The organism is Streptococcus sp. NPS 308 (assembly GCF_002355895.1).
Classification (GTDB): Bacteria; Bacillota; Bacilli; order Lactobacillales; family Streptococcaceae; genus Streptococcus.
Map to the genome: position 1 here is coordinate 930,570 of NZ_AP017652.1, position 24,595 is coordinate 955,164.

The 24,595-nt window shown below is 39.9% G+C and carries 18 protein-coding genes; 15 read left to right on the top strand and 3 right to left on the bottom strand.

Annotated features, from left to right (window positions below):
* Positions 1-9 precede the first annotated feature (9 nt).
* Positions 10-1,728, bottom strand: coding sequence for a phospho-sugar mutase (locus tag SNAG_RS04920; RefSeq protein ID WP_096407092.1), 1,719 nt, complete (start codon positions 1,726-1,728; stop codon positions 10-12).
* Between the two features lie 386 nt (positions 1,729-2,114).
* Here SNAG_RS04920 and SNAG_RS04925 point away from each other — a divergent pair, with 386 nt between their 5' ends.
* From SNAG_RS04925 to SNAG_RS04985, 13 genes are all read left to right on the top strand, one after another.
* Positions 2,115-3,269, top strand: a complete 1,155-nt coding sequence (locus SNAG_RS04925; protein WP_096407094.1) for a DUF4352 domain-containing protein — start codon at positions 2,115-2,117, stop codon at positions 3,267-3,269.
* Between the two features lie 77 nt (positions 3,270-3,346).
* Positions 3,347-5,248 (top strand): ABC transporter ATP-binding protein, encoded by a 1,902-nt coding sequence (locus tag SNAG_RS04930; RefSeq protein ID WP_096407097.1) that lies wholly within the window; start codon positions 3,347-3,349, stop codon positions 5,246-5,248.
* Between the two features lie 3 nt (positions 5,249-5,251).
* Positions 5,252-6,115: an Rgg family transcriptional regulator gene (locus SNAG_RS04935; protein ID WP_096407100.1), complete on the top strand. Its 864-nt coding sequence runs from the start codon at positions 5,252-5,254 to the stop codon at positions 6,113-6,115.
* Positions 6,116-6,195: 80 nt separating this feature from the next.
* Positions 6,196-7,374 carry an MFS transporter gene (locus tag SNAG_RS04940; protein WP_096407103.1) on the top strand — a complete coding sequence of 393 codons (1,179 nt, stop codon included), beginning with the start codon at positions 6,196-6,198 and terminating at the stop codon, positions 7,372-7,374.
* Between the two features lie 89 nt (positions 7,375-7,463).
* Positions 7,464-9,422 carry an NAD-dependent DNA ligase LigA gene (ligA, locus tag SNAG_RS04945; protein ID WP_096407105.1) on the top strand — a complete coding sequence of 653 codons (1,959 nt, stop codon included), beginning with the start codon at positions 7,464-7,466 and terminating at the stop codon, positions 9,420-9,422.
* A 153-nt stretch (positions 9,423-9,575) separates the two neighbouring features.
* Complete coding sequence (gene pulA, locus SNAG_RS04950) at positions 9,576-11,861, top strand: type I pullulanase (RefSeq protein WP_096407108.1); 2,286 nt, start codon at positions 9,576-9,578, stop codon at positions 11,859-11,861.
* A 195-nt stretch (positions 11,862-12,056) separates the two neighbouring features.
* Positions 12,057-13,481: an NADP-dependent glyceraldehyde-3-phosphate dehydrogenase gene (locus tag SNAG_RS04955; RefSeq protein ID WP_096407110.1), complete on the top strand. Its 1,425-nt coding sequence runs from the start codon at positions 12,057-12,059 to the stop codon at positions 13,479-13,481.
* Positions 13,482-13,755: 274 nt separating this feature from the next.
* Positions 13,756-15,651 carry a 1,4-alpha-glucan branching protein GlgB gene (gene glgB, locus SNAG_RS04960; protein WP_096407113.1) on the top strand — a complete coding sequence of 632 codons (1,896 nt, stop codon included), beginning with the start codon at positions 13,756-13,758 and terminating at the stop codon, positions 15,649-15,651.
* A 161-nt stretch (positions 15,652-15,812) separates the two neighbouring features.
* Positions 15,813-16,955 carry a glucose-1-phosphate adenylyltransferase gene (locus SNAG_RS04965; protein WP_049536437.1) on the top strand — a complete coding sequence of 381 codons (1,143 nt, stop codon included), beginning with the start codon at positions 15,813-15,815 and terminating at the stop codon, positions 16,953-16,955.
* Entirely contained in the window at positions 16,945-18,084 is a 1,140-nt protein-coding gene (glgD, locus tag SNAG_RS04970; protein ID WP_096407115.1) for a glucose-1-phosphate adenylyltransferase subunit GlgD, read from the top strand. The genes SNAG_RS04965 and glgD overlap by 11 nt, the downstream gene beginning before the upstream one ends.
* Positions 18,081-19,514, top strand: coding sequence for a glycogen synthase GlgA (glgA, locus tag SNAG_RS04975; RefSeq protein ID WP_096407118.1), 1,434 nt, complete (start codon positions 18,081-18,083; stop codon positions 19,512-19,514). Before glgD ends, glgA begins: the two co-directional genes overlap by 4 nt.
* A gap of 61 nt (positions 19,515-19,575) precedes the next feature.
* On the top strand, positions 19,576-20,220 hold the full coding sequence (gene serB, locus SNAG_RS04980; RefSeq protein WP_096407119.1) for a phosphoserine phosphatase SerB: 645 nt from the start codon (positions 19,576-19,578) through the stop codon (positions 20,218-20,220).
* 9 nt (positions 20,221-20,229) lie between these two features.
* Positions 20,230-21,345, top strand: coding sequence for a glycerate kinase (locus SNAG_RS04985; protein WP_096407122.1), 1,116 nt, complete (start codon positions 20,230-20,232; stop codon positions 21,343-21,345).
* Here the strand turns inward: SNAG_RS04985 and SNAG_RS04990 are convergent.
* Together SNAG_RS04990 and SNAG_RS04995 are read right to left on the bottom strand one after the other, a co-directional pair.
* The gene (locus SNAG_RS04990) at positions 21,342-21,788 is read right to left on the bottom strand and encodes a DUF1694 domain-containing protein (RefSeq protein ID WP_096407125.1); all 447 of its coding nucleotides are present in this window, start codon (positions 21,786-21,788) and stop codon (positions 21,342-21,344) included. The two genes, SNAG_RS04985 and SNAG_RS04990, sit on opposite strands and share 4 nt — an antisense overlap.
* 76 nt (positions 21,789-21,864) lie before the next feature.
* Positions 21,865-22,335, bottom strand: a complete 471-nt coding sequence (locus SNAG_RS04995) for a hypothetical protein (RefSeq protein ID WP_096407127.1) — start codon at positions 22,333-22,335, stop codon at positions 21,865-21,867.
* Between the two features lie 308 nt (positions 22,336-22,643).
* Here SNAG_RS04995 and eno point away from each other — a divergent pair, with 308 nt between their 5' ends.
* Together eno and SNAG_RS05005 are read left to right on the top strand one after the other, a co-directional pair.
* Positions 22,644-23,948, top strand: coding sequence for a surface-displayed alpha-enolase (gene eno, locus SNAG_RS05000; protein ID WP_006151137.1), 1,305 nt, complete (start codon positions 22,644-22,646; stop codon positions 23,946-23,948).
* Between the two features lie 124 nt (positions 23,949-24,072).
* Entirely contained in the window at positions 24,073-24,567 is a 495-nt protein-coding gene (locus SNAG_RS05005; protein ID WP_000031471.1) for a YkgJ family cysteine cluster protein, read from the top strand.
* Positions 24,568-24,595 lie beyond the last annotated feature (28 nt).

Consider the following 24,595-nt stretch of genomic DNA (forward strand, 5'->3'; position numbering starts at 1 on the left):
TTAGCTTGCTTATTTTACAAAGGCATTGATTTCTGCTTCGATGTTGGCAATCTTAGCTTGTGAATCTTCGTTGCTTTCACCCACAACGGCAATGTAGAACTTGATTTTTGGTTCTGTACCAGAAGGGCGAACTGCGATCCAAGAACCATCCGCAAGAGTGTATTTCAATACATCACTCGGAGGAGTCGTCAAGGCTGTTACAGTACCATCAGCAGCAGTAGAAGTTTGTGCTTTGAAGTCTTCTACAACAGTGATAGCTGTTGTGTTCCATTCTTTTGGAGCATTGTTACGGAACTTAGCCATAATCGATTTGATTTGTTCAGCACCGTCTACACCTGAGAGAGTTACAGAGATAGTCTTTTCAGCATAGTAACCATACTCTTTGTAGATTTCCTCGATACCGTCAGCAAGAGTCAAACCACGTGAACGGTAGTAAGCAGCAAGCTCAGCAACGACAAGAACGGCTTGGATAGCGTCTTTATCACGTACGAATGGTTTAATCAAGTAACCGAAGCTTTCTTCAAATCCCATCATGTAGGTGTGGTTGTGTTTTTCTTCGAATTCTTGAATCTTTTCAGCGATAAATTTGAAACCAGTTAAGACGTTGAACATAGTTGCGCCGTAGCTTTCAGCAATCTTCGTTACCAAGTCAGTTGATACGATTGATTTGCAGAGGGCTGCATTTTCAGGAAGAGTTCCAGCGTTTTTGTGAGCTTCCAAGATGTATTTAGCCATGATGGCACCGATTTGGTTACCTGAGAGGTTGAGGTAGCTGCCATCTTTTTGAAGAACTTCAACTCCAACACGGTCAGCGTCCGGGTCAGTTGCAACAAGAACATCTGCACCAACATTGCGTCCGAGTTCTTCAGCAAGGGCAAAGGCTGCTTGGCTTTCTGGGTTTGGAGATTTCACAGTTGAGAAGTCAGGGTCAGCCGTTGCTTGCGCTTCAACGACTTGAACAGAGTCAAATCCAGCTTGGGCAAGAGCACGGCGAGCCAACATTTCCCCAGTACCGTGAAGTGGAGTGTAGACAATCTTCATGTCTTTACCAAATTCTTCAATCAAGGCAGGGTTGATGTTAACGTCTTTAACTTCTTTGAGATATTCTGCATCGATTGCTTCACCAATAACTTCAATCAAACCAGATGCTTTTTCAGCTTCGACATCAGCAACTTCAACAGCAAATGGATTTTCGATGGCACGAATAAAGGCTGTCAAAGCATCCGCATCATGTGGAGGCATCTGTCCACCATCTTCACCATAAACCTTGTATCCATTGAACGGTGCTGGGTTGTGGCTAGCAGTGATCATGATACCTGCAAAGCAGTTGAGGTGACGAACAGCGAATGAAAGCTCTGGAGTTGGACGAAGACTTTCAAATACGTAAGATTTGATACCGTGTTTAGCAAGAACTGCTGCAGATTCAAAGGCAAACTCTGGTGAGAAGTGACGGCTATCGTAAGCGATGGCAACACCACGTTCCTTTTCATTTCCACCTTTTGACTCAATCAAACGAGCCAAACCTTCAGTTGCTTGACGGACAACATAGATATTGATACGGTTAGTACCAGCTCCAATCAATCCACGCATACCAGCAGTACCAAATTCAAGATTGGTATAGAAGGCGTCTTCCTTTGTCTTTTCGTCCATGTTTTCCAAATCTTGACGAAGGTAGTCTGGAAGTTCAGCAAAATCAAGCCATTTTTGATAGTTTTCTTGGTAAGTCATTGAGCGTCTCCTTTATTTTAAAATTGTTTTAATCGGCTTCATTATACCATGATTTAGGATTTTAGTAAAACGTTAGCATAGGCGCTATTAATCGAATCGAGCTTTTTTCATTTCCCTAAAAAAGGCTAAACAAGAGTTTATAACTAAACGGTTTCAAATTGAATTCCTAATAAATTTAGAAAAATATATAGAAAAAGTTTTCAAAGAAAAAACGTGACTTCCTATTGATTCTCTAAAACGATGCTTCTATACTTAAAATAAGTTTTTGAAAAAATTTAAGCTATTATTCTATAATTTTAAGTTTTTTTTAAAAGGTTCGGTTTCTATTTTGAATTTTATTATCGCTATGGTAGAATATAGTAAATAATAAAAGGAGAAATTCTATTATGAAAAAAATTCTTAAGCATTCTGCTTTGCTGGTATCAGCTTTAGCACTTGTTGCTTGTGGATCAACAAAGAAGGCAAGCGACAACGGTACTGCCTCAAACTCCAACTTTGAAGTATCTGTTAAAGATGGTATGTTTGTATTGCCTAAAGATGAAGATTCATCTTCAAGCTACCTTGCTCTTCAGGTTGAAATCAAAAACAACCGTGATAAAAAGTTCAGTTTCACTAGCCGCGATATCACCCTTTACAATGAAAAAGATGAAAAAGTAGAACCAATTCAAATCTATGAAAGCGACAGCAAGACTAAATTCATGTCTTATGGAGATAGCATCTCTAAAGGTAAGAGTGTAGCTGGTTATGTTGTTTATGAAGTAGACAAAGATGCTAAATATGAGCTTCATTTTGCACCTAGCTTTTACGAAGATATCAAAGAGGACTCTAAAAAGAATAACGACGTAGCTATCAAAGTTGATCCAAGCAAATACGAGGATCACATTGATGAAGCTAAAGAAGTAATGAAAAAATATGTTGATGCCGTTTACCTTAATGGAGAAAGCTCAGGTGGCGGAACAAACCTAAGTACATCTGATAACAAGGCTCAAGTCGTATCCCTTGCAGATGATAAAAAATCTTCTGATGGTGATGCTGAATTTACAAACGATGTGAAGGCTGATAGAGAAGAGTTCATCAAGAAATTTGTAGAATCATTCGGAAAAGGTTTCTACAACTACAAACCATCAGACGCAGAGCTTCGTACATTTGCTGAGGCGTATATCAAAGCAAACTCTAAACGAGCAAAAATTGATTACAAAGTTAAAACATACTTGCCAGACTACGCAGTTATCTATGTAAGACCTGAAACGATTGACTTGGACAACTTGAATGTCTATGAATTGAGCCGTAAATTCTACGACGAAAACAAAGGTAAGTACAGCAACTATTCAGAAGCTATGAAAGCTGGTGAGAAGTACATTTTAGAAAATGCTCCAAGCCAATTTGAATCAACTCCTCTAGATACTAGCAATAGTATGAGAAAAGAGGGCTATGAAATCAAAATGACGAAGAAGGATGGTAAATGGACAGTCGATACCTCTTCTAAGAACTATGATTTAAAAGATATGGCTCGCACATTCCGTGGAGGCATTGGATACTAAAATAAAAAGTTCGAGTTTATACTCGAACTTTTTTCATTGCAATTGTCTAAAATTGAAAAAGATAGTAAAATAGAATCATGATTATTTTACAAGCCAATAAAATTGAACGTTCTTTTGCAGGAGAGGTTCTTTTTGATAATATCAATCTGCAGGTAGATGAACGCGATCGGATTGCCCTTGTTGGAAGAAATGGGGCAGGAAAGTCGACTCTTTTGAAGATTTTAGTTGGAGAAGAGGAGCCAACTAGAGGGGAAATCAATAAGAAAAAAGACATCTCTCTTTCCTACCTAGCCCAAGACAGCCGATTTGAGTCTGAGAATACCATTTATGACGAAATGCTCCATGTTTTTGATGATTTACGGCGTACGGAAACACAACTGCGTCAGATGGAGTTGGAGATGGGTGAGAAAACTGGAGCTGAACTAGATAAACTCATGGCAGACTACGACCGTTTGTCAGAGAATTTTCGTCAAGCTGGCGGTTTTACCTACGAAGCAGACATTCGAGCGATTTTAAATGGTTTCAAGTTTGATGAGACTATGTGGCAGATGAAAATTGCTGAGCTTTCAGGTGGTCAAAATACTCGGCTTGCTCTTGCAAAAATGCTCCTCGAAAAACCAAATCTCTTGGTCTTGGATGAGCCAACCAACCACTTGGATATTGAAACCATTGCCTGGTTGGAAAATTACCTAGTCAACTACAGTGGCGCTCTCATCATTGTTAGTCACGACCGTTATTTCTTGGACAAGGTTGCAACAATTACGCTCGATTTGACCAAGCATTCTTTGGATCGCTATGTGGGGAATTACTCTCGATTTGTTGAGCAAAAAGAACAAAAAATGGCAACTGAGGCAAAAAACTATGAAAAACAGCAGAAGGAAATCGCTGCTCTGGAAGACTTTGTCAATCGCAATCTAGTAAGAGCTTCGACAACCAAACGTGCCCAATCGCGCCGTAAACAACAGGAAAAAATGGAGCGCTTGGATAAACCTGAAGCTGGTAAGAAATCAGCTAATATGACCTTCCAGTCTGAAAAAACATCTGGTAATGTTGTCTTGACAGTTGAAAATGCAGCCATTGGTTATGATGGGGAAATTTTGTCAGAACCGATAAATCTTGACCTTCGTAAAATGAATGCTGTTGCGATTGTCGGACCAAATGGTATTGGGAAATCAACCTTTATCAAGTCAATAGTAGACCAGATCCCTTTAATCAAGGGAGAGAAGCGTTTTGGTGCTAATGTTGAGGTTGGCTACTATGATCAGACTCAAAGTAATCTAATACCAAGTAATACTGTACTCGATGAACTTTGGAATGATTTTAAACTGACACCAGAAGTTGAAATCCGCAACCGCCTTGGTGCCTTCCTTTTCTCAGGAGATGATGTTAAAAAGTCAGTCGGAATGCTGTCAGGTGGCGAGAAAGCTCGTTTGTTGCTTGCCAAACTTTCAATGGAAAACAATAACTTCCTGATTTTGGACGAGCCGACCAACCACTTGGATATTGATAGCAAGGAAGTGTTGGAAAATGCCCTGATTGACTTTGATGGAACCCTTCTGTTTGTCAGCCACGACCGTTATTTCATCAACCGAGTAGCCACTCATGTTTTGGAATTGTCTGAGAATGGTTCGACTCTTTACTTGGGAGATTATGACTACTATGTTGAGAAGAAAGCAGAAGTAGAAGCGATTCAGACAGAAGAAGCTTCAACTAGCAATCAAGCAAAAGAAGCAAGTCCAGCCAATGATTATCAAGCACAGAAAGAAAGTCAAAAAGAAGCCCGTAAGCTCATGCGCCAAATCGAGAGTTTAGAGGCTGAAATCGAAGAGTTAGAAACTCAAAGTCAAGCCATTTCTGAACAAATGCTGGAAACCAATGATGCTGAAAAGCTCATGGAATTGCAGGCTGAACTGGATAAAATCAGCCATCGTCAGGAAGAAGCTATGCTTGAGTGGGAAGAATTATCGGAGCAGGTGTAAGAAATGGAACATCTTGGAAAGGTATTTCGTGAATTTCGAACAAGTGGGAAATACTCCTTAAAAGAGGCGGCAGGTAAATCATGTTCAACTTCTCAATTATCTCGCTTCGAGCTTGGGGAGTCTGATCTAGCAGTTTCTCGTTTCTTTGAGATTTTGGATAATATTCATGTGACTATTGAAAATTTCATGGACAAGGCTAGGGATTTTCAAAATCATGAACATGTTGCCTTGATGGCACAGATTATTCCGCTTTACTACTCAAATGATATTGCAGGTTTTCAAAAGCTTCAAAGAGAACAACTTGAAAAGGCTAAGAGTTCGACCAATCCCCTCTATTTTAAGCTGAATTGGATTCTGCTACAAGGACTGATTTGTCAAAGAGATGCTTATTACACGATGAGGCAGAGTGATTTGGAAAAGGTAGCAGATTATCTTTTTCAAACAGAAGAATGGACTATGTATGAGTTGATTCTTTTCGGAAATCTCTATACTTTCTACAATGTGGACTATGTGGCTCGAATTGGCAGAGAAGTGATGGAGAGGGAAGACTACTACAAGGAAATTGGTCGGCATCGAAAACTTGTTTTGATTTTAGCTCTTAACTGTTACCAGCATTGTTTGGAAAATCGATCCTTTGCGGATGCGGACTATTTTGAGGGCTATGTGGAGAAGTTAATTGGAAATGGTATCAAGCTTTATGAGCGCAATATCTTCCATTATCTCAAAGGTTTCGCCCTCTACCAGAGAGACTTGAAAGAAGAGGGTTGTAGTCAGATGCGGGAGGCCATGCATATTTTTGCTGTGCTTGGACTTCCAGAGCAAGTGGCTTACTATCAGGAACATTATGAAAAATTTGTAAATCCTTAAATTTCCCAAATAAGGGAAAAATAAAGAGACTCCTTTCAGTTTTGATACAATAGTTTCAAAATTTGAGAGGGGTTTTTTATATGAATCGACATGCAATCCAGTTGATTAGTCGTGGTGCTATTAATAAAATAGGAAATATGCTCTATGATTATGGAAACAGTGTTTGGTTGGCATCAATGGGAACGATAGGGCAGACTGTTCTTGGGATTTATCAAATTTCTGAACTCGTCACATCGATTCTGGTCAATCCCTTTGGCGGAGTGATTTCAGACCGATTTTCGCGTCGCAAAATTTTGATGACGACAGACTTGATTTGTGGCGTTCTTTGCTTAGCTATTTCTTTCATCAGAGATGATAGCTTGATGATTGCTGCCTTGATTTTTGCCAATATTGTTCAGGCGGTTGCCTTTGCATTTTCTCGTACAGCCAATAAAGCCATTATAACTGAGGTTGTAGAGAAAGACGAGATTGTGACCTATAACTCTCGCTTGGAGTTAGTTTTACAGGTTGTAGGAGTCAGTTCTCCGGTGCTTTCTTTTCTCGTTTTACAATTTGCCAGTCTCCATATGACGCTCGTTTTAGATGCCATTAGTTTTTTTATCGCATTTACCTTAGTAGCTTTTCTCCCAAAAAAAGAGACTCAGGAACAAGAGAAAAAGACTTTCAGCTGGAAAAATATTTTTGCTGATATGAAAGAAGGGATTCGCTATATTTGGCGCCAGCAAGAGATCTTTTTCCTTTTGGTAGTAGCTTCCAGTGTTAATTTCTTTTTTGCAGCTTTTGAATTTCTCCTCCCTTTTTCAAATCGACTATACGGGGTAGAAGGAGCTTATGCAACTATTTTAACTATGGGCGCTATTGGTTCGATTATCGGAGCTCTTCTAGCTAGCAAAATAAAGGCAGGTGTTTATAATCTTTTGATTCTATTGGCTTTGACTGGAGTTGGAGTTTTTATGATGGGGTTACCACTGCCAACTTTTCTTTCCTTTTCTGGAAATTTAGTTTGTGAACTGTTTATGACGATATTTAACATTCACTTTTTTACTCAGGTTCAAACCAAGGTTGAGGGGGAATACTTGGGAAGAGTACTAAGCACCATTTTTACCTTAGCCATCCTATTTATGCCGATTGCAAAAGGCTTTATGACGGTGCTACCAAGTGTCCATCTCTCTTCTTTTCTGATAATTGGAAGCGGTGTTATCATCCTGTCTTGTTTATCCCTCGTTTATGTGCGAAGTCATTTTAAAAAAGAGTTATAATTTCTCTTTTTTAGAAAATATTTCATTACGAATCATTTTTCAGTCCTTCTCTATTGTGAGGAGGGCTTGCTTTGTGGTAAAATGGGATTATGAATGAAAGAATGAATGAGTTAGTTGCCTTACTTAACCGCTATGCGACCGAGTACTATACGAGTGACAATCCCTCGGTTTCAGATAGTGAGTATGATTGCCTCTACCGAGAGTTGGTCGAATTGGAAGCCGCCTATCCGGATCAAGTTTTAGCAGACAGTCCAACTCATCGTGTTGGTGGTAAGGTTTTAGATGGTTTTGAAAAATACAGTCATCAGTATCCTCTTTATAGTTTGCAGGATGCTTTTTCACGTGAAGAGTTAGAAGCTTTTGATGCGCGTGTGCGAAAGGAATTACCTCATCCCACTTATATCTGTGAGTTGAAAATCGATGGTTTGTCTATCTCTCTTACCTATGAGAAGGGGATTTTGGTCGCTGGGTCGACGCGTGGAGATGGTTCTATTGGTGAGAATATCACTGAAAATCTCAAACGCGTTAAGGATATTCCTTTGACCTTGCCAGAAAAACTAGATATCACAGTTCGTGGGGAGTGTTACATGCCACGCGCTTCCTTTGAATTGGTCAACCAAGCTCGCCAAGAAAATGGAGAGCCTGAATTTGCCAATCCTCGTAATGCGGCGGCTGGAACTTTGCGTCAGCTGGATACAGCAGTAGTTGCCAAGCGCAATCTTGCGACTTTTCTCTATCAAGAAGCAAGCCCTTCTACTCGTGATAGCCAAGAAAAAGTCTTGAAGCATCTTGAACAACTTGGTTTTGTAGTTAATCCTAAACGAATCTTGGCTGAAAGCATGGATGAGATATGGGATTTTATCCAAGAAGTAGGACAAGAACGGGAACATCTACCTTACGATATTGATGGAGTGGTTATCAAAGTCAATGACTTAGCAGGTCAAGAAGAACTCGGTTTTACAGTTAAAGCGCCTAAGTGGGCAGTGGCCTACAAGTTCCCTGCTGAGGAAAAAGAAGCCAAACTACTCTCAGTTGACTGGACAGTAGGCCGTACTGGGGTTGTCACGCCAACTGCCAATTTGACACCTGTTCAGCTTGCTGGTACTACCGTTAGCCGTGCGACCCTACACAACGTAGACTATATTGCTGAAAAAGATATTCGCAAAGACGATACGGTTATCGTTTATAAGGCTGGAGATATCATTCCTGCTGTTTTGCGTGTGGTAGAGTCCAAGCGTGTTTCTGAAGAAAAACTAGATATTCCGACTAACTGTCCGAGCTGTGACAGTCAGTTACTTCATTTTGAAGATGAGGTTGCTCTACGTTGTATCAATCCTCGCTGTCCAGCCCAAATCATGGAAGGCTTGATTCACTTTGCCTCTCGTGATGCCATGAATATTACAGGCCTTGGTCCTTCCATAGTTGAGAAGCTCTTTGCTGCTAATCTAGTTAAGGATGTAGCGGATATTTACCGTTTGAAAGAAGATGATTTCCTCCTTTTAGAAGGTGTCAAGGAAAAGTCTGCGTCAAAACTGTATCAGGCTATTCAAGCATCTAAGGAAAACTCAGCTGAGAAGCTTTTATTTGGCTTGGGAATTCGCCATGTCGGAAGTAAGGCTAGTCAGCTCTTGCTCCAACATTTCCATACGATTGAAAATCTGGCTCAGGCAGATCCAGAGGAAGTGGCAAGTATTGAAAGCCTGGGTAGCGTAATCGCCCAAAGCCTTCAGACTTATTTTGCTACAGAAGGATCGAAGATTCTTTTAGACGAGTTGAAAGAAGCTGGAGTTAATCTGGACTACAAAGGGCAGACAGTAGTAGCAGATGCAGCCTTGTCAGGTTTGACAGTTGTATTAACAGGAAAATTGGAACGTCTCACGCGCTCAGAAGCCAAAAGCAAACTCGAAAGTCTGGGAGCTAAGGTAACAGGCAGTGTATCCAAGAAAACAGATCTAGTCGTAGCAGGAGCGGATGCAGGAAGCAAGCTCCAAAAAGCGCAAGAACTTGGTATTGAAGTTCGAGATGAAGCTTGGTTGGAAAGTTTGTAAAGAATAGCAGCCAGCTAGGTCTTAGATAGTCAGAAACTATCTCTCCTGAAGTGTTTTTACATAGATTGAGTCTATTGTCAGTCAGAGATTCAATCGCTGAATCTATCAGCACCACATAAAAAATTAAATTGAAATTAGAAATTAGGAAAAGAAATGTATAGATACCCAGTAGTCATCCATTTTCATCGAAAAAATGGGGATTATACTGCTTGTTCATTTAGTAGAAAACAGGCAGACAATGTTGAAAAATTGTATTATGAGAATGACTTTTTTGGAGCAAAGTTCTCTTTCACAGTTACAAGTCAAGAAAAGTTAGAAAACCTAAAATTCTCAGTTGAGATTGATGGAAAAATTAAGGAATATCCAGTGCGTTATAACTACTATCCGCTTCTGACAGAGGTTTGGATTTTAGAGGGTGACGAGACGGTTTATTATTCTGAAAACCCAGCCATTGCTAGTCCTTACTACAAAGATCAAAATCCATTTGCTTTTGATAAAGCAATCCATAGCGCTAGCTACGATCATCACTGGGGCTACCAAGGAGAACTAGGTTATAGTCTTTCAGATTATCAGACAAGCTTTAAACTTTGGGCTCCTACAGCTACAGCTGTACAGGTGGTTGTCTATGAAAATACCAGCAACGATGCTCCGATTTGGAAAACCTATAATCTAGAACGTGGGAATAGCTATTCATATAGTCATAAGTACAATACCATTGGTGTTTGGGGTCTAGATTTAGATGAAAATCTTGCTGGCAAGGCTTATCAGTATCAGATTGAATTCCCTCATCACAAGAGTTTGACAAGAGATCCTTATACAATTGCAACCAGTCCTGACGGAAAACGTTCTGTTATTCTCTCACACAAAGAGAGACAAGTAGATGGATTTGAAGTCAAACATGGGACAGAAGCTCCTTGGCGTTTGGAAAATCCATGTAAAGCTGTTATCTGTGAAATGCATATCCGAGATTTGACCAAATCTCCAACATCTGGAGTGGCAGAGCATCTCCGTGGAACCTTCCTTGGGGCTGCGCAGACAGGAACGACTAACCAATTCGGACAAGCAACCGCCTTTGACTATATCAAAGAACTTGGTTGCAACTATGTTCAACTTCAGCCTATCTTTGATCGCCATAAGGAGTACGATGAGGAAGGAAACGTAACCTATAACTGGGGCTATGATCCTCAAAACTACAATGCACCAGAACCAAGTTTCTCTAGCAATCCAGATGATCCAGGACAAGTCGTTCGTGATCTAAAAACGATGATTCAGGCCTATCATGATGCAGGAATTGGTGTCATCATGGACGTGGTTTATAATCACACCTTCTCAACGGTTGATGCGCCTTTCCAAACAACTGTACCAGATTATTACTACCGCATGAACCCAGATGGAACCTTCCAAAATGGTACAGGTGTAGGAAATGAAACAGCCAGTGAACATGAAATGTTCCGTAAGTACATGATTGATTCTCTCCTATACTGGGTGAAAGAATACAATATTGATGGTTTCCGTTTTGACTTGATGGGTATTCATGATGTCAAAACCATGCAAGCGATTCGTTGGGCGCTAGATGAGGTTGATCCCCGTATTATCACTTATGGAGAAGGCTGGGATATGGGAACAGGTCTTGCACCTTATGATAAGGCCAAGAAGGACAATGCCTACCAGATGCCAAATATCGGATTCTTCAACGATGATCAGCGTGATGCGATCAAAGGAGGAGAAGTTTATGGTGCAATCAAGTCAGGATTTGTAAGTGGTGCAGCCACCGAACCTATCGTAGCCAAGGCTATTCTTGGTAGCCGAGAGTTGGGTTCTTATCTGAGTCCAAACCAGGTTCTCAACTATGTTGAAGCCCATGACAATTACAATCTTCATGATTTACTAGCGACTCTTCATCCTGATCAAAGTTCAGACCAGATTATGCGCAAGGTTGAGACAGCGACAGCAATGAACCTTCTCATGCAAGGAATGTCCTTTATGGAAATTGGCCAAGAATTTGGTCGAACCAAGTTAATTCCGACAGGAGAACATGGACAACTGACTCCGGCAGACCGAGAACGTGCTATGAATAGTTACAACGCTCCTGACAGTGTCAACCAAATAAACTGGGATTTGATCAATGAAAGACAAGAAAGCATTGACTTTGTGCGTCAGATTATTCGACTGAAAACACAAACTAGCGCCTTTTCTTATCCTACATACGAGGAAGTTTACCGTCATGTCTTTGTCCACACGGCTGCAGAAAATAGCGGATGGATTGTTTACGAGATTCACGGGGGACCAGAACATCTATTGGTCGTATTCAATGCCAAGGGAACTTCCTTCTACTTTGAAAATGCAGGAAATCTAGAAATGCTTGTGACAAATAGTCGTTCAAAGGAGTCGAATGTAATCGACAATACTAGTGTCGCAGTGCTAAAAGTACTCTCTTAAATTCATAAACTAAAAAGGGTTAGATTGTCTAATCCTTTTTGTTATGTATAAGTTTTTAATGAGGAGTAGAATTAAGTGTCAAACTATTTGAAGAATCAAGTTTGTGAAAAAAATCTCAAAATTTTCACAAAAAGGGTTGTAATTTTCTGAAAATTTGTTAAAATAAGTTTTAATCATTTTCAGGAGGAAACGGATTTGACAAACTATCAGAATTTAGTAAACGGAAATTGGAAATCATCAGAGAATGAAATTACAACCTACTCTCCTATTAATCAGGAGAAGCTTGGTACTGTACCAGCTATGAGTCAGGCAGAAGTTGATGAAGTGATGAAAGCTGGTCGAGCAGCGCTATCTGCTTGGCGTGATTTGGCACCCGTAGAACGTGCGTCCTATCTGCATAAGACGGCAGATATTTTAGAACGTGACAAAGAAGTAATTGGAACGATACTTGCCAAAGAGGTGGCAAAGGGAATTCAGGCAGCTATAGGAGAAGTAGTCCGTACAGCTGATTTGATTAGATATACTGCTGAAGAAGGATTACGTATCACTGGTCAAGCCATGGAAGGTGGTGGCTTTGAAGCTGCAAGTAAAAATAAAATGTCCATTGTACGCCGGGAACCCGTTGGTATCGTACTTGCCATTGCTCCATTTAATTATCCTGTAAATTTATCTGCATCAAAGATTGCTCCAGCTTTGATTACAGGAAATGTCGTTCTGTTTAAGCCACCAACACAAGGATCAATATCAGGTCTCTTATTGGCCAAGGCTTTTGATGAAGCAGGTATTCCAGCTGGAGTATTGAATACCATTACTGGACGAGGTTCTGAGATTGGAGATTACATTATTGAACACAAAGAAGTGAACTTTATCAACTTTACGGGTTCAACACCAATTGGTGAGCGAATCGGTCGCCTGGCTGGTATGCGGCCTATCATGCTTGAACTTGGTGGAAAAGACGCAGCTATTGTATTAGAAGATGCTGATTTGGAACATGCAGCCAAGCAAATCGTAGCTGGTGCCTTTAGTTATTCAGGGCAACGTTGTACAGCTATCAAGCGTGTATTGGTCGTTGATAGTGTAGCAGACAAATTAGCAGACTTACTCCAGGCTGAAGTTGCAAAACTAACAGTTGGTAATCCTTTTGACAATGCTGATATCACTCCTGTTATTGATAATGCTTCAGCTGATTTCATCTGGGGATTGATTGAAGATGCTCAGGAAAAAGGAGCCAAAGCGCTTAGCCCAATCAAACGTGAGAATAATCTCATTTGGCCAGGACTTTTTGATTATGTCACAAGAGATATGAAATTAGCCTGGGAAGAACCATTTGGACCCGTTTTACCGATTATTCGTGTCGCAGATGTAGAAGAAGCGATTGCCATTGCAAATCAATCTGAGTTTGGACTTCAGTCATCTGTATTTACAAATGATTTTAAAAAAGCTTTTGAAATTGCTGAAAAACTTGAAGTGGGAACAGTTCACATCAATAATAAAACACAACGAGGACCAGATAACTTCCCATTTCTCGGTGTAAAAGGATCCGGTGCAGGGGTTCAAGGTATCAGATATAGTATAGAAGCCATGACAAATGTTAAATCTATTGTTTTTGATTTGATATGAAATAACCTTAAAAGTCAGGACAAGATTCCTGATTTTATTTTCAATATAAATTTACTATAAAAAGGGAATACGAACAATAGTATATAAATTGAAAAGAATATATGTGAATAAACATTATTTTTTGTCAAATAGATGAAAGTACTTAAAATCTTAAGATAATTTTTTGAAGGCTTTCATAAAAATATAACATTAATTACGGAAATCTCTTGAAAGTTCCCTTAAAAGATAGTATAATAGAAATATAGAAAACGCTTACAAAAAGAAAGGGGATTGAATGAACAAATTTGAAGCTTTAAGAACCTTTACAACTGGAGAGAATATCCATCTTCAGCATTATCTCGGAGCACATAGAGAGGAGCTTAACGGAGAATTAGGGTATACATTTAGAGTTTGGGCACCAAATGCTCAAGCAGTTCATTTAGTAGGTGACTTTACTAACTGGATAGAAAATCAAATTCCTATGGTTCGAAATGAATTTGGGGTTTGGGAAGTTTTTACTAGACTAGCTCAAGAAGGGCAAATCTATAAATACCATATCACTCGTGCAAATGGTCATCAGATTATGAAGGTTGATCCTTTGGCCCTCCGTTTTGAAGCACGCCCAGGTACAGGAGCTATTCTAACAAATATTCCTGACAAGAAATGGAAGGATGGTCTTTGGTTAGCACGTAGAAAACGGCTAGGTTTTTCTGAACGACCAGTCAATATCTATGAAGCGCACGCTGGCTCTTGGAAGAGAAATCCAGATGGTAGTCCCTATAGCTTTGCACAACTAAAAGAAGAGTTGATTCCTTATCTTGTTGAGATGAATTATACTCACATTGAGTTCATGCCTTTAATGGCGCATCCGCTTGGTTTGAGTTGGGGATATCAGCTCATGGGGTATTTTGCTCTAGAACATTGCTATGGCCGACCAGAAGAATTTCAGGATTTTGTTGAAGAATGCCATTTAAATAACATCGGTGTAATTGTGGACTGGGTTCCAGGTCACTTTACTATCAACGATGATGCTCTTGCTTATTATGATGGAACTCCGACTTTTGAATACCAAGACCACAACAAGGCCCATAACTACGGTTGGGGAGCTCTTAACTTTGACCTTGGGAAGAATGAAGTTCAGTCTTTCTTGATTTCTAGTATCAAACACTGGATTGAGTTTTATCATTTAGACGGTATTCGAGTAGATGCGGTTAGCAACATCATCTATCTCGACTACGATAATGCTCCATGGACTCCAAATAAAGACGGCGGGAACCTCAACTACGAAGGCTATTATTTCCTTCAACGTTTAAATGATGTGATCAAGTTAGAGCACCCAGATGTGATGATGATTGCAGAAGAAAGTTCGTCAGCTACCCAGATTACTGGTTCGAAAGAGTCAGGTGGACTTGGCTTTGACTATAAGTGGAACATGGGCTGGATGAATGATATTCTTCGTTTCTATGAGGAAGATCCTATTTATCGTAAATATGATTTTAATCTAGTGACTTTCAGCTTTATGTATGTTTTCAAAGAAAACTACCTCTTACCGTTTTCACACGATGAAGTCGTTCATGGCAAGAAGAGTATGATGCACAAGATGTGGGGCGATCGCTACAATCAATTTGCAGGCTTGCGCAATCTTTACACCTATCAAATTTGCCACCCTGGTAAGAAATTGCTCTTTATGGGAAGTGAATACGGTCAATTCTTAGAATGGAAATCTGAAGAGCAATTAGAATGGTCAAACTTAGAAGATTACATGAACTCTAAGATGAAACACTTTACTTCGCAGCTTAATCAATTTTACAAAGACCATCGTTGTCTTTGGGAGATTGATACTAGCTATGACGGTATTGAAATCATCGATGCAGATAATAGAGATCAGAGTGTCCTTTCCTTTATTCGTAAGAGTAAAAAAGACGAGATGTTAGTCTGCGTCTTTAATATGGCACCGGTTGAACGTAAAGACTTTACAATCGGACTTCCTGTCGCAGGTGTCTATGAAGAAGTTTGGAATACAGAATTAGAAGAATGGGGAGGAGTGTGGAAAGAACACAATCAAACGGTTCAAACTCAAGAAGATTTATGGAAGGATTATGAGCAGACCTTGACCTTTACCCTGCCTGCAATGGGAGCAAGTATCTGGAAGATCAAGCGTCGTTTGAAACCGACTAAGCAAAAAGAGTAGAATACTATTGATTAGGTAATGATGTAAGATGTTACTAGTTGGTTTACTTGGATTGGACTTGAAACACAAGAAAAATGGACTTCCTATTATTTTTATAAAAAGTTTGACTTCCGACCTTCTTACGATTTTAACGTTCACATGTCTATAAAAAGGAGTAGAAAATGAAGAATGAAATGCTAGCTTTGATCCTTGCGGGTGGGCAAGGAACACGTCTCGGAAAACTCACTCAAAGCATTGCCAAACCAGCGGTGCAATTCGGTGGGCGCTACCGTATCATTGACTTTGCGCTTTCAAACTGTGCTAACTCTGGGATTCACAATGTCGGTGTTATTACTCAGTACCAGCCTCTCGCCTTGAACAACCATATCGGAAATGGGTCCAGCTGGGGCTTGGATGGTATTAGTTCAGGGGTCTCAATCCTGCAACCTTATTCCGCAAGTGAAGGAAACCGTTGGTTTGAAGGGACCAGTCACGCTATCTACCAAAATATCGACTACATTGATAGTGTTAATCCTGAATATGTTTTGATCCTTTCAGGTGACCACATCTACAAGATGGATTACGATGATATGCTTCAGTCCCATAAGGATAACAATGCCAGTTTGACGGTAGCTGTCCTAGACGTACCTCTCAAAGAAGCTAGCCGTTTTGGTATCATGAATACAGATGCCAATAACCGTATCGTTGAATTCGAAGAAAAACCTGCGCAACCTAAGTCTACAAAGGCTTCTATGGGGATTTATATTTTTGACTGGAAACGACTTCGTAATATGCTTGTTGCTGCTGAAAAGAGCAATGTGGATATGTCAGACTTTGGGAAGAACGTTATCCCTAACTATCTCGAGTCTGGTGAAAGTGTCTATGCTTATGAATTTAATGGCTACTGGAAAGATGTTGGTACGATTGAGTCACTTTGGGAAGCCAATATGGAGTATATTTCACCAGAAAATGCCTTGGATAGCCGTAATCGTCAGTGGAAAATTTACTCAAGAAACTTGATCTCACCACCCAACTACTTTGGAGCACATGCACACGTTGAGGATTCATTGGTCGTGGATGGCTGTTTTGTAGATGGAACGGTTAAACGTTCGATTCTATCAACAGAAGCACAAGTACGTGAGGGAGCGGAAGTCGTTGATTCTGTCATTATGAGTGGGGCTATTATTGGCCATGGAGCAAAGATTACTCGTGCTATTATTGGTGAAGGTGCCATTATTGCAGACGGCGTAGAAATTGACGGAACTGACGAAGTACAAGTAGTAGGATACAATGAAGTAGTGGGGGTAGCAACAGATGAAGATTGATAAATATTCAGCCATTTTAGGAAACACAGTTGGTTTTCATGATATGTCAACGTTAACAGAACACCGTCCGGTAGCTAGCTTGCCTTTCGGTGGGAAATACCGTTTGATTGACTTCCCCCTTTCCAGTCTTGCAAATGCACGTGTTCGTAGTATCTTTGGTATTTTCCAACAAGATAATATCAGTTCTGTATTCGACCATATCCGTTCGGGTCGTGAGTGGGGCTTGTCAACACTTCTAAGTCACTACTATCTAGGAATTTACAATACTCGTGTTGAAAGCAGTACAGTTGGAAAAGAGTATTACCAACAGCTACTTACCTACTTGAGACGTTCAGGTTCAAACCAGACCGTTTCGATTAACTGCGATGTGCTGGTGAATATTGACTTGAATCAAGTCTTCCACCTACACAATACAACGAAAGGTCCGATCACAGTTGTATATAAGAAACTTCCGAAGAAAGACATTTCAGATGTGAATGCTATCTTGGAAATTGATGAAACTGACCATGTTCGTTCGCACAAACTCTTTGATAACAAATCTACGGATGAACTCTTCAACATGTCTACAGATATCTTTGTTGTGGATACTCCTTGGTTGATTGAACGACTTGAAGAAGAGGCTCAGAAAGAATATCCTGAAAAGTTGCGTTATGTTCTCCGCGATTTAGCTGCAAAAGAAGGAGCTTTTGCTTACGAATACACAGGCTACTTAGCGAACATTCATTCTGTTCAGTCCTATTATCAAGCAAATATCGATATGCTTGAATCTAAAAAATTCTACTCTCTTTTCTCACCAAATCAAAAGATTTATACCAAAGTTAAGAATGAAGAACCAACCTACTATGCGAATACTTCAAAAGTAAGTAATTCTCAGTTTGCTTCTGGTAGTATCATTGAGGGTGAAGTAGTTCAGTCAGTCCTATCTCGTAACATTTATGTTCACAAAGATAGTGTGGTGAAGGACAGCATTTTATTCCCTCGAGTTGTGATTGGTCAGGGTGCCCAAGTTGAATATGCTATCTTGGACAAGGGTGTTGAAGTTGCGGACGGTGTTGTCATTCGAGGAACAGCAGAACATCCAGTTGTAGTTAAGAAGGGTGAAACAGTAACAGAGGACATTTATTCATGAAAATTTTATTTGTAGCAGCAGAAGGAGCACCCTTTTCAAAAACAGGTGGTTTGGGCGATGTCATTGGCGCACTTCCTAAATCACTTGTAAAAGCGGGGCACGAAGTTGCAGTTTTCTTGCCTTATTATAATATGGTAGAAGCTAAGTTCGGAGACCAGATAGAGGATGTTCTCCACTTTGAAGTTAGTGTAGGGTGGCGTAGACAGTACTGTGGTATTAAGAAAACGGTCTTGAATGGAGTTACCTTCTACTTCATTGATAATCAATATTATTTCTTCCGCGGTCATGTGTACGGTGATTTTGACGATGGTGAACGCTTTGCCTTCTTCCAACTGGCTGCTCTAGAAGCAATGGAACGCATTGACTTTATCCCTGACCTTCTCCATGTCCATGATTACCATACAGCCATGATTCCCTTCTTGTTAAAAGAAAAGTACCATTGGATTCAAGCATATCAAGGAATCAGAACAGTTTTAACTATTCATAATTTGGAATTTCAAGGTCAATTTTCTGAAGGAATGTTGTGGGATTTGTTCGGTGTTGGCTTTGAACGCTATGCTGATGGCACCCTTCGCTGGAATGATTGCCTTAACTGGATGAAGGCTGGTATCCTATACGCGGATCGTGTCTCAACCGTATCTCCTAGCTATGCACATGAGATTATGACCAGTCAGTTTGGTTGCGGTTTGGACCAGATTCTTCGCATGGAGTCAGGTAAGGTTTCAGGAATTGTTAATGGAATCGATACTGATCTCTATAATCCAGAGACAGATGCTCTTTTAGACTATCATTTTGATAAGGAAGATTTGTCTGGAAAAGCTCAAAACAAAGCAAAATTGCAAGAGAGAGTTGGTCTACCAGTGCGAGCAGATGTTCCTCTTGTTGGGATTGTCTCTCGTTTGACGCGCCAAAAAGGTTTTGATGTTGTGGTAGAAAGCTTGCACCGTTTCTTACAGGAGGACGTTCAAATAGTCCTTTTAGGTACAGGAGATCCTGCTTTTGAACATTCCTTCTCATGGTTTGCTCAAGTCTATCCTGACAAGCTATCAGCAAATATCACTTTTGACGTCAAACTTGCTCAAGAAATTTACGCAGCTTGTGACCTTTTCCTCATGCCGAGCCGTTTTGAACCATGTGGCTTGTCACAAATGATGGCTATGCGTTACGGAACTCTACCATTGGTTCATGAGGTTGGCGGACTAAGAGATACAGTTCAATCCTTCAATCCGATTGAGGGAACTGGTACTGGATTTAGATTCGACAATTTAACACCATACTGGCTTAACTGGAGTTTCCAAACAGCCTTGGATGTTTATAAGTACCAGCCGGACGTTTGGAGAAAACTACAAAAACAAGCTATGGAATGTGATTTCTCATGGGATACAGCTTGCAAGTCTTATCTTGACTTGTACCATAGTCTAGTCAACTAATAGATAAAATCGTATGATTCTTTCATACGATTTTTGGGCTGTTTAGAAAAGAGGAGAGGTGATGACTCAAGTAATGGGGCTCTGTGTTATGGATGTTGATGGCACCCTGATAGAAGAGGAAGTGATTGATCTTTTAGGAAGAGAAGCAGGTTGCGAATCCGAAATTTCGCAGATTACAAGCCAGGCAATGCGAGGTGAATTGGACTTTGAAACAAGCTTAAGAGCAAGAGTGGCTTTGTTAAAAGGTCTTCCGATTTCGGTCTTTGATACTGTCTTCAAATCCATTCACCTGTTCAAGAATGCTCAAGAATTTATCTCCATACTTCAAAACAAGGGCATGCTAGTAGGTCTAGTGTCTGGTGGATTTACACCAATAGTTGAGAGATTAGCAAAATCCCTTGGTATCTCCTATTTCACTGCTAACCAGTTGGAAGTCAAAGACGGCTTTTTAACTGGAAAATTAGTCGGTGAAATTGTGACAGGTCAAGTAAAAAAAGCTACTCTTGAGAGATGGAGAAAGGAATTAGGACTTTCCAAAGAAAGAACGATTGCCATCGGTGATGGGGCTAATGACCTCTTGATGTTAAAGTCAGCAGGTCACGGCATAGCCTTTTGCGCCAAAGAGATCGTAAAAGCAGAGATAGCTTGTCATGTAGATACGAGGGATTTTTTGGAAGTTCTTCCTTTGATTGATTTCTTAGAATGAGAGGGAACTATGAAAATTGTAATTGCACCTGATTCTTTTAAAGAAAGTTTGACAGCAGAAGAGGTCGCTCAAGCTATAAAAAAAGGCTTCAAACAGTCAATAGCGGATGTAGAATGTCTGCTCTGTCCTGTTGGTGATGGTGGGGAAGGAACTGTGGATTCGATTCGCCATTCTCTTGAACTTGAAGAAAAATGGCAAGAGGTTACGGGACCTTTTGGTCTAAATGAAGCAATGCGCTACTTTCAAAAAGATCAAATAGCGCTCTTTGAAGTTGCTGACTTGGTTGGTCTTGGGAAGATTCAGCGGGAGAAACGAAATCCTCTTCGCATCCAAACTAGAGGTATTGGAGAGTTGATTCGCCATCTCATTAATCAAGGAATGAAGAAAATCTATATCGGTGTTGGTGGTACGGCAAGTAATGATGGCGGAATTGGTATTGCAGCTGCTTTGGGTTATCACTTTTATGATAAGAAGGGAAAAGAATTGCCTGCTTGCGGTCAGACTTTGCTTGAGTTCGAGTCAGTTTCAGACAGTGAGTTGTATAGGATTCCTGAAAATGTGAAAATCCGCATTTTAGCAGATGTCGTGAGCCCTTTATGTGGTCATCAAGGAGCGACCTATACATTTGGAAAACAAAAGGGCTTGGATCCTGCTTTGTTTGAGACAGTAGATTTGGCTATACAGCGGTTCTATGAAAAATTTTCACCATCAACCCTGTCTCTTAAAGGAGCAGGAGCCGGCGGTGGGATTGCAGCTGGGCTCTGTGCCTTTGCTGAGGCTAGTATCGTATCTGGAATTGACACTTGTTTGGACTTGATAGACTTTGACAAGCAGGTTGAAGATGCTGACTTGGTTATTGTTGGAGAAGGCAGGCTGGACAGTCAAAGCTTCGCTGGGAAAGCTCCTATCGGTGTAGCAAAAAGAACTCCTAAGGGAGTTCCTGTTATCGCTATTTGCGGTAGCCTTTCTGAGGATTTGCCTCCCCTACCATTTGAAAATATACAAGCAGCATTCTCTATCCTAGAGAAAAGTGAGCCTTTAGAAGACAGTCTGAAAAAAGCAAGCCTCTATTTGGAGCACACAGCTACTAATATTGGTCGTTTATTAAACATGAGAGGTCATTAACCAAACCATTTTTTCCAGATAGATTTTTTAGAGGCCTCTTCCTTTTTCTCTTCCCATAGGTTTGGAAAAGCCAGTCGAAGATCCTTCTCATCCACTTGAACAGGTTCGTTCGAATGGATAACTAAGCCTAAAGGAGAAGAAGCGTGATCCTCTGATACAATCGTAGCTTGACTATTGGTTTTCTTAGCTTCCTTTAGGTAGAATACTTGTTTGTCAAACTCGATAGTTGGCGAAATCTTCACAAAAAGAGTCTCTGTCTTTTCTTGAAAGTTTTCCAAAATCGTTAAAAATCCTTTTTGTAGCTGAAGGCTATTGGCTATCTCAACATCCGCATAACCTAGAACTCTTTCCTCGAAAGTACCGAGGTAGCGGCGTTGTTCGTCAGGGTTTAATTTCGGCCCACCATGAGCTTTTTCTAGTAGTTGTTTTGATAAATCTGTCATAGTTTGATTTTACCATAAATAACGTTGAAGTCCAAAATAAAATCTCCTTCTATACTTAGAAGGAGATCAATACTACTTAATTATTCTTCTTGATATATTCTAATATATCTGAAACTTTTTTATCAAGTTCAGAAAAAATAGTGAAATCTTTAGAAATCAAGTATTTATTAAGTTCTTCTTTGTTTGTACCTGTTTCAGAACTTCCGTCAGTCTTACTAATTAAATAAGAACCATTTGAATACAAAATTATATTCTCGCCAGAGGGAAGTTGTATAGTGTAAGATCCGCCACTGTCTTTTGAAACAAAACTACCATCAGGACCTTGGTATTGATAGGTTTTATCTTGGTCAAGATATACAAGCGAAACTCCATCTTCCTGTAAAATTGTAAAATCTTTGCCATTGGTTCCAATTTTACTACCATCAGTATAAGTAATAGTAGAAGTTCCGTCACTATTTTTTTCAACAATCTTGTTACTATTATGGGAGCAAGCTGTTAATAAAAAAACTGCTAAAAACAAAATAGTGAAAATGGATTTATTTTTCATTATTAGTCTCCTTAATTATTTGTCTTATAATATGGTAACAAATTTAAGTCAATTTTTAAAGTGATTTATCGATTTGATATAAAATTGTAAAATATTTTATCACTATTCATTCCTTAAATTGTTACTTATTAACACTATCCACTAATTGAGAGACAAAAATTTTTAACTAGAATTAACAGAATGATTTGAAAGCGATTACTTAACAAACTTAAGGAAAATTTGCACAAAGATAACGTTTTTTCTTGAAAAAGGTCTCTTTTTAAGGTATCATAGAGGTGTAAAAAATTTAACTCAAAGGAGAGTAAAAAATGTCAATTATTACTGATGTTTACGCTCGCGAAGTCCTAGACTCACGCGGTAACCCAACACTTGAAGTAGAAGTTTACACTGAATCAGGTGCTTTCGGACGTGGTATGGTTCCTTCAGGAGCTTCTACTGGTGAACACGAAGCAGTTGAACTTCGTGATGGTGACAAATCTCGTTACGGTGGTCTTGGTACACAAAAAGCTGTTGACAACGTAAACAACATCATCGCTGAAGCAATCATCGGCTACGATGTACGTGACCAACAAGCTATCGACCGTGCTATGATCGCACTTGACGGTACTCCTAACAAAGGTAAATTGGGTGCTAACGCAATCCTTGGTGTGTCTATCGCTGTAGCTCGCGCTGCTGCTGACTACCTTGAAATCCCACTTTACAGCTACCTTGGTGGATTTAACACTAAAGTTCTTCCAACTCCAATGATGAACATCATCAACGGTGGTTCTCACTCAGATGCTCCAATCGCTTTCCAAGAATTCATGATCGTACCTGCTGGTGCACCTACATTCAAAGAAGCTCTTCGTTGGGGTGCTGAAATCTTCCACGCTCTTAAGAAAATCCTTAAATCTCGTGGTCTTGAAACAGCCGTAGGTGACGAAGGTGGATTCGCTCCTCGTTTTGAAGGAACTGAAGATGGTGTTGAAACTATCCTTGCTGCGATTGAAGCTGCTGGCTATGTTCCAGGTAAAGACGTATTTATCGGATTTGACTGTGCTTCATCAGAATTCTACGATAAAGAACGTCAAGTATACGACTACACTAAATTCGAAGGTGAAGGAGCTGCTGTACGTACTGCTGCAGAACAAATCGACTACCTTGAAGAATTGGTAAACAAATACCCAATCATCACTATCGAAGATGGTATGGACGAAAACGACTGGGACGGTTGGAAAGCTCTTACTGAACGTCTTGGCGGTAAAGTTCAATTGGTTGGTGACGACTTCTTCGTAACAAACACTTCTTACCTTGAAAAAGGTATTGCAGAAGGTGCTGCTAACTCAATCCTTATCAAAGTTAACCAAATCGGTACTCTTACTGAAACATTCGACGCTATCGAAATGGCGAAAGAAGCTGGTTACACTGCTGTTGTATCACACCGTTCAGGTGAAACTGAAGATTCAACAATCGCTGACATCGCAGTTGCAACAAACGCAGGACAAATCAAGACTGGTTCACTTTCACGTACTGACCGTATCGCTAAATACAACCAATTGCTTCGTATCGAAGACCAACTTGGTGAAGTAGCTGAATACCGTGGATTGAAATCATTCTACAACCTTAAAAAATAATCGTTGATTTAACAACGTTTTAAGCCCCTCGGATTTTATCCGAAGGGCTTTTTATGTGCAAGACTCAAAAATGAAAAATAACTTATGGTATAATAGACAAAAACACTTGTATTAGAAAGAAACTATGTCTAAAGAAATTGATATTGAGTACTATCACCAGCTAGCCTTGCAAAAGCAGAAGGAGCATCGTAAAGTTTTAGCAAATCTAAAGAAAAAGCCACCAAAGAATCTAGATAAGATTGCCCAGCAGATTCACGAAGAAGTTTTTGCTGAGATCGATTGCACTGCATGTGCTAACTGTTGTAAGACCTTGGGACCCGACTTTAAAGAAGCCGATATTACTCGTATTGCGAAGTATTTTAAGATGAAATTACCAGCCTTTGAAGCAGAGTTTTTACAAGTTGATGAAGATGGTGACAAGGTTTTCAAATCCATGCCCTGCCCCTTTCTAGGAGGAGATAATCTCTGCTCCATCTATGATGTTCGTCCAAAGGCCTGTCGTGAATTTCCCCATACAGATCGTAAAAAGATCCATCAAATCAACCATTTGACGATTAAGAATACCTTGACCTGCCCTGCAGCCTATCTCTTTGTTGAGAAATTAAAGGATAAGTTATAGAAATTTACACCTTTAAATCTTGTACAAA

Coding starts and splice junctions, on each gene's coding strand:
- glgA (WP_096407118.1), top strand. CDS start 18,081: ATGAAAATTTTATTTGTAGCAGCAGAAGGAGCACCCTTTTCAAAAACA.
- SNAG_RS05005 (WP_000031471.1), top strand. CDS start 24,073: ATGTCTAAAGAAATTGATATTGAGTACTATCACCAGCTAGCCTTGCAA.
- eno (WP_006151137.1), top strand. CDS start 22,644: ATGTCAATTATTACTGATGTTTACGCTCGCGAAGTCCTAGACTCACGC.
- SNAG_RS04920 (WP_096407092.1), bottom strand. CDS start 1,728: ATGACTTACCAAGAAAACTATCAAAAATGGCTTGATTTTGCTGAACTT.
- pulA (WP_096407108.1), top strand. CDS start 9,576: ATGTATAGATACCCAGTAGTCATCCATTTTCATCGAAAAAATGGGGAT.
- SNAG_RS04985 (WP_096407122.1), top strand. CDS start 20,230: ATGAAAATTGTAATTGCACCTGATTCTTTTAAAGAAAGTTTGACAGCA.
- glgB (WP_096407113.1), top strand. CDS start 13,756: ATGAACAAATTTGAAGCTTTAAGAACCTTTACAACTGGAGAGAATATC.
- SNAG_RS04930 (WP_096407097.1), top strand. CDS start 3,347: ATGATTATTTTACAAGCCAATAAAATTGAACGTTCTTTTGCAGGAGAG.
- SNAG_RS04965 (WP_049536437.1), top strand. CDS start 15,813: ATGAAGAATGAAATGCTAGCTTTGATCCTTGCGGGTGGGCAAGGAACA.
- glgD (WP_096407115.1), top strand. CDS start 16,945: ATGAAGATTGATAAATATTCAGCCATTTTAGGAAACACAGTTGGTTTT.
- SNAG_RS04925 (WP_096407094.1), top strand. CDS start 2,115: ATGAAAAAAATTCTTAAGCATTCTGCTTTGCTGGTATCAGCTTTAGCA.
- serB (WP_096407119.1), top strand. CDS start 19,576: ATGACTCAAGTAATGGGGCTCTGTGTTATGGATGTTGATGGCACCCTG.
- SNAG_RS04940 (WP_096407103.1), top strand. CDS start 6,196: ATGAATCGACATGCAATCCAGTTGATTAGTCGTGGTGCTATTAATAAA.
- SNAG_RS04995 (WP_096407127.1), bottom strand. CDS start 22,335: ATGAAAAATAAATCCATTTTCACTATTTTGTTTTTAGCAGTTTTTTTA.
- SNAG_RS04935 (WP_096407100.1), top strand. CDS start 5,252: ATGGAACATCTTGGAAAGGTATTTCGTGAATTTCGAACAAGTGGGAAA.
- ligA (WP_096407105.1), top strand. CDS start 7,464: ATGAATGAAAGAATGAATGAGTTAGTTGCCTTACTTAACCGCTATGCG.
- SNAG_RS04990 (WP_096407125.1), bottom strand. CDS start 21,788: ATGACAGATTTATCAAAACAACTACTAGAAAAAGCTCATGGTGGGCCG.